The sequence below is a fragment of the Xenorhabdus sp. PB62.4 genome, assembly GCF_014467285.1.
GTDB lineage: Bacteria > Pseudomonadota > Gammaproteobacteria > Enterobacterales > Enterobacteriaceae > Xenorhabdus.
The window spans coordinates 137,395-150,876 of sequence record NZ_NKHR01000004.1 but is presented as its reverse complement, the minus strand read 5'-3'; the positions used below and the strand labels follow the sequence as shown (position 1 = coordinate 150,876).

Here is a 13,482-nt window from a genome sequence, read left to right as displayed (position 1 = left end):
TTAACTATGTGCATTAACTAAGTGTATAACTATGTGGATTGGCTATTTTAATTATGATGCCGTGATTTTATTACGGCGTTTCTTAATGGTTCGTAAAGCAAGTGGAATAATAATCACTAATATCGCCAAGATCAGAAGAACCTGAGCAATTGTGCTGCTCCACAGTATTTCAAAATCCCCATTACTGATTGATAACGCCCGGCGTAAATTTTGCTCCAGCATTTCCCCTAATACGAATCCTAAAATCAGTGGCGACATTGGGAAATTCATTTTTCGGAGAATGTAACCGAAAACACCTAGCCCAACCATCAATATAAGATCGAATGTAGTACTGTGAACAGCATATACCCCAACTGCGGAAATAATTGCTATTGATGGAACCAGAAACCACAGCGGAATACTTAGCATACGGGTAAATATCCCAATCATCGGGATATTCATAATCAGTAACAAAACGTTAGCGATTAGTAAAGCGGCAATAAGTCCCCAAACAATATCAGGCTGTTCTGTGAACATAGCAGGGCCGGGAGTGATGTTATAAAGCGTCAAAGCGCCTATCATTACTGCTGTTGTGCCTGATCCCGGTACACCGAGAGTGAGCATCGGGATGAATGAACCACATGCTGAAGCATTATTAGCGGCTTCTGGCGCTGCGACACCTCGAATATCTCCTTTGCCAAACGAATCACTGTTGCCACTAATCCGTTTTTCTGTCATGTAGGTGATTGCACTAGCGATTGTTGCCCCAGCTCCGGGTAATATACCCACGAAAAAACCAATCACAGAGGAGCGTAAGGTTGGCCCTACACAAACCGCTGCTTCTTTTCTATTGAACAGTAGGCGGCCTGTTTTACTTATCACTTTTTGTCCCGCAGAAGTGCTTTCCAGCATCAACAAAATTTCACTGACTGAAAACAAACCAATAACGACAACAATAAATTGAATACCGTCAGAAAGATGTACGCTATCAAAAGTGAAACGATAAACGCCTGTATTAGAATCCACGCCAACGGTTGCCAAACCCAGGCCGATCAAGGCGGCCAATAATGATTTTACCGGGTTTTGGCTCATCATACTGCCGAGACAGGCAATGGCAAAAACCATCAGTGCAAAATACTCAGCAGGCCCAAATGCTAAAGACCACTGCGCCAGAAGAGGGGCAAACAAGATGATACCAATGATAGCTAAAAGCGAACCGCAAAATGAACTGATAGCAGAGATAGAAAGCGCAATACCGGCTCGCCCTTGTTTTGCCATCGGATGGCCATCAAGGGCTGTCATGATGGCGGCAGCATCACCCGGTACATTGAGCAGGATTGAAGAGATACGGCCCCCGTATTCACAACCAATGTAGACAGTTGCCAATAAAATCAGGGCTGATTCAGCAGGTAATTTTAATGCAAAAGCGAGTGGCAGTAAGATCGCAACCCCATTAATAGGGCCAAGACCGGGTAGTAATCCAACAACAGTACCAATAAAACAACCAATTAATGCAATGACTAAATTCTGGGGGACTAATGCAACTTCGAATCCCTGGCTCAGATATACCCAAGTATCCATCGTTATCTCCTTAGTTGAGCCAACTGCCGACTGGCAATGTGACATCTAACAGGCGATCAAAGGCAAAAAAGAGCGAAATACCAAGAAATATGCCAGATATGATCGCTGCCGGAAGTGTAGCGTTAAATAACAATGCCACGCTGATGGTCAATAATGTTGTTGCCAGAGGAAACCCCAACCACTCAAACGACCAAGCATAAATGATTAGTGAAACAATCAACAAAACTAAGCGACGCAATACTTGTATTGTCGGCCATTGTATGGAGTCAGGTTTTTTAAATAGCAACAGTAATGCACAAAATGCCATTAATGAAATGATAGCTATTGGAAATGGGCGAGGCCCCAAGGGTTCATAACTGTATTCGCTATGGATCCCCCAGCCAATGACCAGCCCTATCCCACATAGCACCAGCCATACAGCAGCAAAGATACGATCGCTCATGATGCTACCCCTGTTATTTTGCTAAACCAAAGGATTTGGCCATTTCGTGGTACTGAATAACCTGTTTTTTCACATAATCATCCAGTTCTTTGCCTGTCATATTCAATTCAAATAACCCGCGTAATTCGCGTTGTTTTTTGAACTCCGCAGTTTGCTGTAACGTCTTAAAGGTATCTACCCACCATTCATATTGCGCATCAGAGACTTTGGGCCCCATATAAAAACCACGAATAACTGGCCATACGAGGTCATATCCCTGTTCTTTTGCCGTTGGAATATTTGCCAACTCACCATCCAGGCGTTTATCTGCATAGATAGCCAGTATGCGGATTTTATCCCCATTGAGATAAGGTAACGTTTCACTCAGATCGCCGGAAACAACTTGAATATGATTGCCTAAAAGGGCTGTGATAGGTTCGCCACCACCTTCAAATGCGACATAGCGCATTTTGCGGGGATCAATACCGACTTCTTTCGCCAATAATGCTGTTTTCATCCAGTCCTGACTACCGATAGAGGCACCTGCACCAAACACAATCCTGTCGGGCGCTTTTTTGAAAGCCTCCAACAAATCTGACAAAGTTTTATAAGGAGAATCCTGACGAACAGCAATCATACCGTAGTCTGTACCGACACTCGCCAGCCAGCGCACATCATTCACGTTGTAGCGACCGAACTTTCCTTGAGCAAGATTCAACAGGGAACCGCCAGAAAAAGCGACAACAGTGCCGGGTTCGGCAGGCCGCTGGGCAATGATGGCATTGTAGGCAACAGCACCGACACCACCGGGCATGAATGTGACCCGCATCGGAGAGTTGATGATTTTGGTATCCAATAATGAAACCTGAATGAGTTTGCAGGTTAAATCAAAGCCTCCACCAGGCTTGGCTGGCGCGATACATTCAGTTCTATTGGGAGCATCGGTTCTATTGGGATCAGAAGTTGCAAAAGCACTGGTACAGAGAAGTAGACTTGCAGCAGTTAATAAGGTTTTGAATGTTTTCATTTTGATTCCTCACATAGCGCCAGTAAAGGATATGGATGACAAATTTCCGGCACTTATTTATAGGAGTGAAACCTTTCAATTACCTTTCATTAACAATAAAAATTGACTGGATGTGACCTTAATCGATTAATTTGCGTAGTGTTTTACATAAAAATGTTAACTAGGTGTATTAAATTATGTTTTTTGTTAACCCATGTACAATTGCTGAATATTAGTATTGCAATTAGGAAGTATCTCCTATGTAGTATCCCCGCTTTATTCCTCTGGTTTATTTTTAACTGCGGGTATTACTCATGCGTCTTTTATTGGTTGAAGATCATCCTGACTTATCACATTGGCTACAGAAGGCATTGAGCAATTCTGGGTTTGTGGTCGATCTGGCAGAAGATGGTGTTATGGCAGATCAGCTTTTACAGACCGAAAATTATGCCTTACTGATTTTGGATGTTGCCTTGCCCAGATTAGACGGAATTTCTTTGTTATCCCGGCTGCGTAAGCGTGGTCAGAACTTACCCGTATTGCTATTGACCGCCAAAACAGATGTTGCGGATCGGGTAAAGGGGTTGAATTCTGGTGCTGATGATTATTTAACTAAGCCTTTTGATTTTCAGGAGCTGGAAGCCCGTATTCGGGCGCTCCTGCGCCGTAGTACAGCTATGCCACAAGAAGCACAAATGTTTGGCTCATTGGTTTATGAAGACGAAGGTTATTTTTTGCTAGGCAATGTACCGTTAGCCCTGACTCCCAGAGAATTATCTGTTTTAACAACACTATTTCACCGTCGAGGCCGCCCTGTTTCTAAGCAGCAGTTATTTGAGCAGGTATTTTCTCTGTCGGATGAGGCGAATCCACAAAGCATCGAATTGTATGTGCACCGGTTACGGAAAAAATTACTCGACAGCGATGTAGGAATAGGAACGTTACGTGGATTGGGATATCGCTTGGAATTACAGAATTCATGAAATTTATCAAAATACCCCGATCGTTATTCCATCAGTTGCTGCTGTTCTTTGGCGTACCGCTACTGCTATTGGGTTGTGCCTCTGTCTATAGCCAGTATGTCAGCGTGAAAAATGCTGCAACGCTGGCTTATGATCGAACGTTGCTGGCATCAGCAAGAACGGTTGCTGAACGCCTGACTGTCCGGGATAAGCATTTGGTGGTCGATGTTCCTTATGTTGTCTTGGATAGTTTTGAGCGTAATACAAATGATCGTCTTTATTATCAAGTTATCTCTCCTGAGGGAAAAAACATTTCAGGAGCCGATAACCTGCCTCTCATACCTCAACATGTTCAACGCTCGCCATTGTACACGGCGCTGGCGTATTTTTATGATGCAGAATACCGGGGGCAGCCTATACGCGTCGTGGCATTGTACCAACCCGTCAATGAGGGCGGTATAATGGGGATGGCGTTGATATTAGTGGCTGAAACGGTGATTTCCCGCCAATACATGACGCAGCAATTACTGTTTTATTCGTTAGTGAGTCAGGGGACGGTTGTATTATTAACGTTGCTGCTGGCTTATATCCTGTTAAAGCAATTGCTTAAGCCGCTACGAAAACTGTCAGGCATTATGATCAGACGCTCAGCTAATAACCTCACGCCACTACCGAATATTTTACCGTGGTCTGAGCTTTCTCCATTGCTTCAGGCATTCAACCGATATATCGAACGGCTGAAATTAATGGTTGGACGTCAAGAACGATTCAGCGCGGATGCCTCCCATCAGCTTAGAACGCCTTTAGCTGTATTGAAAACACAGGTGGCGGTGGCTTGTAGTGATCAAAACTCAGATCAGAGAGAAACAATACTGGCAGCGATTGACAACAGTTTGGACAATATGATTTTGCTGACCGATCGCCTATTGCAATTATCACAGTTGAAAGTGCATGAAAAGGAAGCAATACAAAACTATCAGCCAGTTAATATCGTAGAACTGTTGCAACAAGCCTGCTTTTCCCGTTTGCAGCAAGCAGAAAGCAAATACATTGATTTGGGTTATGAGGGGGAAGATGCTTTTTGGATCAAAGGCGAACCCGTCTTGTTAGCAGAAATGTGTGCCAATTTGCTGGACAATGCCATCAAATATACTCCGCAAATGGGTGTGGTAACGGGACGTGTGAAAATAACACCGGACAAAAAATACTGTTGCCTTGAAATTGACGATTCAGGGCCGGGTATTGCGCAGGATGATATTAGTCACTCTCTCATGGCATTTAACCGTTTGGGAAACTCTGCGGGGCTGGAGGGAGCAGGGTTGGGGCTGACTATCGTCAAAGAAATCAGCCTGTATCACGGTGCTACTCTCCAGCTTTTACCCAGTGAAATATTGGGAGGATTATTGGTTCGGGTTGTATTCCGGCTTTCTGCGAGTGAGCGGAGTGCGTAATTGCTGTGCGAGTATCACACCGCCGAGCACAATGCCTCCTCCAATTAGGTGATAACTGTGCATCTCTTCATGAAGCACCACGATAGCAATAAGGGCCGTAAATACAGGAGCCAGATTCATAAAAATAGAAGTCATATTTGCGCCAATGCGAATTACGCCCTGTATCCACATATAGGGGGCAATAATTGATGCAGGGATGCCGGCAAATAAGACAAGAGAGATATTATCGGCTGTTAACTGAACATTTTCTGTCATCATGAAGCTAGGCAGAAGCAGTAAAACGCCAAACCCGATTTGTACATAGAGTGATTGCCAGTTGGGTAAAGGGATTGCCCAGCGTTTTGTTAAAACACCATATAAGGCGTAAGAAGCGGCAGCAATAAACATCATGACTTCTCCGATACCCAGCCCATGTTGCAGTAGGGAGGCAGGATTTCCTTTGCTGACAAGCCACACCAAGCCGAACAAAGATAAAACTGTGCCAAGGGTAATGCCGACAGTAGGGGCAACTCGCAAGGCAAATATACTGATAATAACGGTCAATAATGGAATCAATGAAGTAAAAATACCAATCATTGTCGCACTGACCGTATGGGCAGCATAGTATGCCAGACTTTGGTTAAGCACCATGCCCAGAGAGCCTAAAACCAATAGTTTCCACCAATACTGGGCAACGAGTTTCCGTTGTTTCAGGATTGGCAATAAGACGAAAGGAGTTAACGTCAGGAAGGCAATGAACCAGCGATAAAAAGCAATTGCAGCAGGCTCAATTACGGTAGCGGCAGCTTTACTGACAACGGCATTGATTGACCAGATCAATACAGCCACGAGGGGAAACAATAAATTCTTCATTGAGCTAAATGTGTTATGTAAGTTTATAGTCTGATTAGTTTAGCAGTGACCAATTTATTGTATATATTGATAATCAGTCAACCGATGTGGCAATTAAGACAAAATATCTCTATCTCTCTTAGTTATTGCCATGTTTCAGCAATTTTCTGGTACGACGCCAGAGCGTTTTAAGAAAGGCTGACTTGAAAGATGAAGGGCATATAGGTTTTATGCAGATAAAATGGCAGAATAGCAGATCCCGCCCATTTAAAGCCGTTGGATGAGAAAAGTGAAAATTTTGGTTGATGAAAATATGCCTTATGCTGAACAGCTCTTTCAGCAATTGGGGGAAGTACAGGCAATTCCGGGACGCCCAGTACCTGAAGGAGTTTTGGAACATGCGGATGCCTTTATGGTGCGTTCTGTCACTAAAGTTAATGAATCCTTGTTGCAAGGCAGCTCAATAAAATTTGTGGGTACTGCCACTGCGGGTATGGATCATGTTGATCAGCAATGGCTGGCGCAGGCAGGAATTAGTTTTTCCGCTGCCCCCGGCTGTAATGCAATTGCGGTTGTTGAGTATGTATTTTCTGCACTGATGTTATTGGCTGAACAAGATCAGTTTCAACTCAAAGATAAAACGGTTGGAATTATCGGCGTTGGTAATGTCGGCGGGCGTCTGGCTGATCGGCTGGCGGCTTTGGGCGTGAAAACATTACTGTGCGATCCTCCACGCGCTGATCGGGGTGATGAAGGTGAATTTTGGCCTTTAGAAAAATTAGTGAAAGAAGCGGACATTCTGACTTTTCATACGCCCCTTAATCAGTCTGGCCCATATCAAACCTATCATTTGGCAGATGAAAAATTACTTTCTGCATTACCAGATAACCGAATTTTGATTAACGCCAGCCGGGGTGAGGTGGTTGATAATCAGGCCTTACTTTCTGTGCTGCAAAGTGGAAAAAAATTACGTGTAGTGCTTGATGTTTGGGAGCCAGAGCCTAACCTTTCACTGCCTTTACTGGAATTGGTTGATATTGGTACTCCCCATATTGCGGGCTATACCCTGGAGGGTAAAGCACGGGGCACAACGCAGGTTTTTGAAGCCTATTGTGAATTTCTGGGACAGCCACACAAAACGGAATTGTCTGAGCTGTTACCCACACCTGATTTCAGCCAGATCACCCTACAAGGTGAAGTAACACAAAGCATCCTGAAGTGCTTGATACATTTAGTGTATGATGTGCGCCGTGATGATGCACCTTTACGTCAGGTTGCAGGTCAAGAGGGGGCTTTTGACCAGTTGCGCAAGCATTATCCAGAACGTCGGGAATGGTCTTCCTTGACAGTGTATTGTGATTCAGAAAAAAGCGTTCGATTACTATCCCGGATTGGGTTTAACGCAAAACTGGGGTTAACACAAAACTGAGTTTAATGCTCAAGTGATTTAATACAGGCAGGGGTTCCTGCCTGTCAGCAAAATGAAAGAAGTGGAGAAAACCAACATGTCTGAAGGTTGGAATATTGCGCTCTTGGGTGCAACGGGCGCAGTAGGTGAGGCGATATTGGCGTTATTACAGGAACGCCAATTTCCGGTTGGTGAACTGCATCTTCTTGCCAGTGAACAAAGTGTCGGAAAGATCCAGCGTTTTAATGGTAAAAACATCACCGTTCGTGATGCGGCAGAATTTGATTGGTCACAAGTACAGCTTGCGTTTTTTGCCGCGACAATGGAAGCAACAGCGCAGCATATTGAAAAAGCAACAGAATCTGGCTGTCTGGTGATTGACAGCAGCGGCCTGTTTGCGGCAGAGCCGGATATACCTTTGGTTGTTCCTGGCGTTAATCCACATGTATTGGCGGAGTACCGTAACCGTAACATCATCGCTGTGGCTGATAGCTCAACAAGTCAGGTATTGACAGCCATCAAACCATTGATCGACGCGGCTGGCATCGCCCGTTTACATTTCACCAATATATTGCCGGTTTCTGTGCACGGTAAAGCAGCCATTGATGAACTGGCTGGTCAGAGTGCTCGTTTATTAAATGGCATTCCACCGGATGAAGGCCGTTTCGGCAAACAATTGGCTTTTAACTTGCTGCCTTTATTACCTGATGTTGAAGGCACTGTGCGTGAAGAGCGCCGTATTGTCGACCAAATTCGCAGAATATTGCAGGATGAAGGTCTGCCGGTTTCTGTAAGTTGTGTACAGTCTTCCGTGTTCTATGGTATTGCGCAGATGGTAAATTTGGAAACATTGCGCCCGGTTGGAACAGAAGAAGCACGTGGCGAATTTGAACGTCTTGAGGAAATTCAGGTCTCAGAAGAGGGTGATTACCCGACTCAGGTGACTGATGCTTCTGGTCATGATGGTTTGAGCATAGGTTGCCTGCGCAATGACTATGGTATGCCAGAAATGCTGCAATTTTGGTCGGTTGCCGATAATATCCGTTTTGGCGGCGCATTGATGGCGGTTGAAATTGCAGAGAAACTGATGCAGGAGCAATTTTACTGATGTCTGATACAGAGCTGGCTCAGTCTGTGCCAGAAGCAAAGAAAGTGAAAATTGCACTGGGGATTGAATATGACGGCAGCCGATATTATGGTTGGCAGCGCCAGCAAGAAGTGAAAAGCGTACAGGCGTGTTTGGAAAAAGCCCTGTCGAAAGTCGCGAATGAGCCTATTTCAGTTTTTTGTGCTGGCAGAACGGATGCGGGAGTACACGCAACCGGGCAGGTAGTGCACTTTGAAACTTCGGCGCAACGTAAAGAGGCAGCATGGACAATGGGGGTAAATACCCATTTACCGCCGGATATTGCCGTTCGTTGGGTCAAAATGGTAGATGATGAATTTCATGCCCGTTTCAGTGCAACCGCTCGCCGTTACCGCTATGTGATTTTTAATCATCGCTATCGTCCGGCAGTTTTGGCACAGGGCGTCACGCATTTTCACTATCCATTGGATGAGAAAAAAATGCATGAAGCGGCACAGAGCCTATTGGGAGAGAATGACTTTACGTCTTTCAGGGCGGTGCAGTGCCAGTCCAATTCACCGTGGCGCAATATGATACATATTAACGTCAGCCGGTATGGACATTATATTGTTGTGGATATCAAGGCGAATGCTTTTGTTCATCACATGGTGCGCAATATCGTTGGTAGCTTACTGGAAATTGGCTGTGGTAATCAGGACATCGGCTGGATGGCTGAACTATTAGCACTGAAAGACAGAACCAAAGCGGCGGCAACAGCCAAGGCAGAAGGGCTATATCTGGTTGCTGTGGATTACCCTGAACACTTTGGTTTACCTGAACCAATTATGGGGCCACTGTTTCTGGGAAATGATTGAGTTTCTGGCTAACGATTTAATCTGACATTTTCGAATAGCGACAGGGATGTTCGTGCATGACGAGGAATATTATGGAGTTTTTAACTCATTTTGTTGATTTTGCGAAATTTATTGTCGATTTTATTTTACACATTGATGCTCATTTAGCTGAGTTGGTCGCCAGCTATGGGGATTGGGTGTATGGCATCTTATTCCTGATTATATTTTGCGAAACAGGGCTGGTGGTTACGCCATTTTTACCGGGAGATTCTCTGCTATTTGTTGCGGGTGCGATCTCGGCATTAGATTCGAATAATCTTAATGTACATATTATGGTGGCCTTGATGATTACGGCCGCGATTATTGGTGATGCTATAAACTATACGATTGGTCGAATTTTTGGTGAAAAATTATTTACCAATCCGAATTCAAAAATTTTCCGTCGCAGTTATTTAGATAAAACTCATGAGTTTTATGAAAAACACGGGGGAAAAGCAATAATTTTGGCTCGGTTTGTGCCAATTATTAGAACGTTTGCACCGTTTGTTGCTGGAATGGGGAAAATGTCTTATCGCCATTTTGCGGCTTATAATGTCATCGGTGCATTTATCTGGGTGCTATTATTCACGTATGCAGGTTATTTATTCGGCGATATGCCAATTGTACAGCAGAACCTGAAACTATTGATTGTTGCAATTATCTTTATTTCTATTCTGCCGGGCGTCATAGAAATTTGGCGTCATCGCCGCGCTGCATCAAAAAAAGCGGCTGAGAGTAAATAGATAACCGTTAACAGGTTTGAGCAGTTTTTTATCCACACTGCAATAGCATTGTGGTTTAATGGCACGTAAAACAAAAGCTGGCATCTACCCGATAGATCTCAAGTCACTGCTAATAAAGCCGTGGCTTGAAAGATGAAGGTATAAGCTAAATTCAGACGGAAAGGTTCATTAATGAGCTGGATTGAAAAGATTCTAAATAAAAGCAAAATAATGCAAACTCGCAAGGCAAACATACCTGAAGGAGTTTGGACAAAATGCGATAGTTGTAGTCAGGTACTGTATCGTGCTGAATTAGAGCGTAATCTCGAAGTGTGTCCGAAATGTGACCACCATATGCGTATTTCAGCCCGTCAGAGACTGACCTCATTTTTGGATGAAGGCACCGGCACGGAATTAGGTAGTGAGTTGGAACCTAAAGATATTCTGAAGTTCCGCGATACCAAAAAGTACAAAGATCGTTTAGTTGCAGCCCAAAAGCAGACTCAGGAAAAAGACGCACTGATCGTCATGAAAGGCGCGTTGCACGAGATGCCTGTTGTAGCAGGTGCATTTGAATTTAACTTCATGGGCGGTTCAATGGGCTCTGTCGTCGGTGCGCGTTTTGTTCGTGCCGTTGAGCAGGCTTTGGAAGATAATTGCCCGTTCATCTGTTTTGCTTCCAGTGGCGGGGCACGTATGCAGGAAGCCCTGATGTCACTGATGCAGATGGCAAAAACCAGTGCTGCACTGGCAAAAATGCAAGACAGGGGTCTGCCATATATCTGTGTGCTGACTAACCCGACAATGGGTGGTGTAACCGCAAGTATGGGGATGTTGGGTGATATCAATATCGCTGAACCTAAAGCTTTGATTGGTTTTGCCGGCCCTCGTGTCATAGAGCAGACAGTGCGTGAAAAACTGCCGGAAGGTTTTCAGCGCAGTGAATTCTTACTGGAGAAAGGCGCAATTGACATGATCGTGCGTCGCCCAGAGATGCGCGAGAAAATTGCCAGCCTGATTGCAATGTTGACTCACCAACCGCACCCGGGCACAAAAGCGAAGCCAGCAGAAGAAATTGTTGTGGAACAATCTGCTGATGTTGAAGCTGATATAAACATCAACACTAATAAAGAAGATGTCTGATACTTTGCAAACTCCTCAAGCCACGTCGCCATTGATGACGTGGCTTTCCTATTTGGAAAACCTGCATACTAAAGCCATTGATATGGGGCTTGAGCGCGTGGGAAAACTCGGCGGTCAATTAGGCCTGTTGAAGCCCGCGCCAAAAGTGATCACGGTGTCAGGTACGAATGGCAAGGGAACTACTTGCCATGCCCTTGAATCTATTTTTCTGGCCGCGGGCCTCAGGGTTGGCGTATACAGTTCCCCGCATTTAGTACGCTATACCGAAAGGGTACGTATTCAGGGTAAGGAAGCGACAGAACAGGACTTCTGCCGTGTATTTGCGGATATTGAAACCCGGCGTGGCGATATCTCATTAACTTATTTTGAATATGGTACGTTGGCAGCGTTACAGCTTTTTAAAGAAGCCGATCTTGATGTTGTGATTCTGGAAGTTGGGCTGGGTGGACGTCTGGATGCCACCAACATTGTGGATGCAGATGTTGCGGCAATCACCAGTATTGCATTGGATCATACGGATTGGTTGGGTTCTGATCGCGAGCACATTGGTCGTGAAAAAGCCGGAATTTTCCGTCGCGGGCATTTTGCTGTGGTGGGCGAACCCGATATACCACATGCGATTGCCGAAGTTGCAGATGAATTAGGGGCTAAGCTCTTTTGTCGAGGCGTGGACTGGAATTTCACTCAGGATACAAATAGCTGGGCTTGGCTAACCGATGGGCAGCAGTTCAGTGAATTGCCCTTACCCAATTTGCCACTGGCAAATGCTGCGACCGCGATGGGGGTGATCCACTGTTTATTGCAGCAGGACGATAAAATCAGCCGGGCAATTGATGAGCGGTCAATCCATGCGGGATTGAGAAAAGCTCAATTACCGGGACGTTTCCAAATCGTCAGGGAAAATCCGCTGGTTATTCTGGATGTGGCACATAACCCTCATGCTGCGGGTTATCTGGTTCAGAAATTGGCAGAACTGCCCCGCGCACCAGACAGCAAAATTCGTGGTGTGATTGGCATGCTGAAAGACAAAGATATTGCGGGCACACTGGCTTGCCTTTCCCGGCAAATTGATGAATGGTATTGCGCATCACTGCATGAACTACGGGGTGCAGAGGCTGAAATATTGGCAGGGCAGCTTGCCTGTGCCCGGGCATTTGCAGAAGTTGAACCGGCATGGCAGCAGGCAATGGAAGATGCGTCAGAGCAGGATATCATTGTAGTTTGTGGTTCTTTCCACACCGTGGCGCATGTCATGGAGGCACTTGAGGAGGGGAAGGAACGTGGCAAGTAAATTTCAAAATCGCTTAGTTGGAACGCTTGTTCTTGTAGCATTGGGCGTGGTTGTGCTGCCCATTATCTTTGACGGCGATAAGAAATATAACGAAGACCAGTTTGCTTCTATTCCATTAGTGCCAAAACCGGGTGATGAAGAAGATATTGACTCAATCCCGCCATTGACGCAAAACATGCCATCCACACCACCGGAAGGTGCGGCGGAAGCGATGCAGACACAAGCACAGCAGCAATCAGATTCAGAAACCGAAATACTGCCTGAGCTATCGCCTTCTGAACCAGCTCAGATAACAGCGCCGCCTGCTGCTACCACAAAAGAGCCGAAGGCAGTGGTTAAACCTGAACCTCCTCCTCAACCGAAAGTGGAAACTAAACCACAAACTAAACCACAAACTCAGCCTGACACTCGTTCTGAAAACAAGCCAGAAGCTAAATCGAAGCCAGCAGAACAGGCTCCGCAAGCAGCCGCATATGTTGTTCAGCTTGGCGCATTGAAAAATGCCGATAAAGTAGGCGAAATAGTGGCTAAACTGCGTCTTTCGGGGCATCAGGTATACACCATTCCTCCTTCTCCGGTGCAGGGGCAATTGACACGGATTTATGTCGGCCCTAACGCTTCCCGACAAAAATTGGAATCCATTTTGTCCGAACTGAGAGAAATAACAGGGTTAGAAGGGCAAATTAAAAACTATAAGCCATAAACGGACAGTCACTTCACGGGAATCA

The 13,482-nt window shown here is 45.3% G+C and carries 13 protein-coding genes; 9 read left to right on the top strand and 4 right to left on the bottom strand.

Annotated features, from left to right (window positions below; all coding sequences use genetic code 11):
* Positions 1 to 51 precede the first annotated feature (51 nt).
* Genes Xenpb_RS05405 through Xenpb_RS05395 form a run of 3 tightly spaced genes read right to left on the bottom strand, consistent with a single transcriptional unit; the run spans position 52 to position 3,014 of the window.
* Positions 52 to 1,560, bottom strand: a complete 1,509-nt coding sequence (locus tag Xenpb_RS05405; protein ID WP_187653415.1) for a tripartite tricarboxylate transporter permease — start codon at positions 1,558 to 1,560, stop codon at positions 52 to 54.
* 10 nt (positions 1,561 to 1,570) lie between these two features.
* On the bottom strand, positions 1,571 to 2,002 hold the full coding sequence (locus Xenpb_RS05400; protein ID WP_187653414.1) for a tripartite tricarboxylate transporter TctB family protein: 432 nt from the start codon (positions 2,000 to 2,002) through the stop codon (positions 1,571 to 1,573).
* 13 nt (positions 2,003 to 2,015) lie between these two features.
* The gene (locus tag Xenpb_RS05395; protein ID WP_187653517.1) at positions 2,016 to 3,014 is read right to left on the bottom strand and encodes a tripartite tricarboxylate transporter substrate binding protein; all 999 of its coding nucleotides are present in this window, start codon (positions 3,012 to 3,014) and stop codon (positions 2,016 to 2,018) included.
* 287 nt (positions 3,015 to 3,301) lie between these two features.
* Between Xenpb_RS05395 and tctD the strand changes: the two genes are divergently transcribed.
* Positions 3,302 to 3,970: a transcriptional regulator TctD gene (gene tctD / locus Xenpb_RS05390; RefSeq protein WP_187653413.1), complete on the top strand. Its 669-nt coding sequence runs from the start codon at positions 3,302 to 3,304 to the stop codon at positions 3,968 to 3,970.
* On the top strand, positions 3,967 to 5,400 hold the full coding sequence (locus tag Xenpb_RS05385; protein ID WP_187653412.1) for a sensor histidine kinase: 1,434 nt from the start codon (positions 3,967 to 3,969) through the stop codon (positions 5,398 to 5,400). The genes tctD and Xenpb_RS05385 overlap by 4 nt, the downstream gene beginning before the upstream one ends.
* On the opposite strand, the gene Xenpb_RS05380 is transcribed toward Xenpb_RS05385, so the two are convergent.
* On the bottom strand, positions 5,350 to 6,252 hold the full coding sequence (locus Xenpb_RS05380; RefSeq protein WP_187653411.1) for a DMT family transporter: 903 nt from the start codon (positions 6,250 to 6,252) through the stop codon (positions 5,350 to 5,352). The two genes, Xenpb_RS05385 and Xenpb_RS05380, sit on opposite strands and share 51 nt — an antisense overlap.
* A gap of 268 nt (positions 6,253 to 6,520) precedes the next feature.
* On the opposite strand from Xenpb_RS05380, the gene pdxB reads away from it, so the two are divergent.
* The 7 genes from pdxB to dedD all read left to right on the top strand — a co-directional run bounded on the left by pdxB (position 6,521) and on the right by dedD (position 13,457).
* Positions 6,521 to 7,660, top strand: coding sequence for a 4-phosphoerythronate dehydrogenase PdxB (gene pdxB, locus Xenpb_RS05375; protein ID WP_187653410.1), 1,140 nt, complete (start codon positions 6,521 to 6,523; stop codon positions 7,658 to 7,660).
* A 76-nt stretch (positions 7,661 to 7,736) separates the two neighbouring features.
* Positions 7,737 to 8,747, top strand: a complete 1,011-nt coding sequence (locus tag Xenpb_RS05370; RefSeq protein WP_187653409.1) for an aspartate-semialdehyde dehydrogenase — start codon at positions 7,737 to 7,739, stop codon at positions 8,745 to 8,747.
* Positions 8,747 to 9,580, top strand: a complete 834-nt coding sequence (truA, locus tag Xenpb_RS05365) for a tRNA pseudouridine(38-40) synthase TruA (protein WP_187653408.1) — start codon at positions 8,747 to 8,749, stop codon at positions 9,578 to 9,580. The genes Xenpb_RS05370 and truA overlap by 1 nt, the downstream gene beginning before the upstream one ends.
* 71 nt (positions 9,581 to 9,651) lie before the next feature.
* On the top strand, positions 9,652 to 10,341 hold the full coding sequence (locus Xenpb_RS05360) for a DedA family protein (protein WP_187653407.1): 690 nt from the start codon (positions 9,652 to 9,654) through the stop codon (positions 10,339 to 10,341).
* A 171-nt stretch (positions 10,342 to 10,512) separates the two neighbouring features.
* A complete protein-coding gene (gene accD / locus Xenpb_RS05355; protein ID WP_099113111.1) occupies positions 10,513 to 11,463 on the top strand; it encodes an acetyl-CoA carboxylase, carboxyltransferase subunit beta in 951 nt (316 codons plus the stop codon).
* A complete protein-coding gene (gene folC, locus Xenpb_RS05350) occupies positions 11,456 to 12,754 on the top strand; it encodes a bifunctional tetrahydrofolate synthase/dihydrofolate synthase (RefSeq protein ID WP_187653406.1) in 1,299 nt (432 codons plus the stop codon). The genes accD and folC overlap by 8 nt, the downstream gene beginning before the upstream one ends.
* Positions 12,744 to 13,457 carry a cell division protein DedD gene (dedD, locus tag Xenpb_RS05345; RefSeq protein WP_187653405.1) on the top strand — a complete coding sequence of 238 codons (714 nt, stop codon included), beginning with the start codon at positions 12,744 to 12,746 and terminating at the stop codon, positions 13,455 to 13,457. The genes folC and dedD overlap by 11 nt, the downstream gene beginning before the upstream one ends.
* The last annotated feature ends 25 nt before the right edge of the window (positions 13,458 to 13,482 follow it).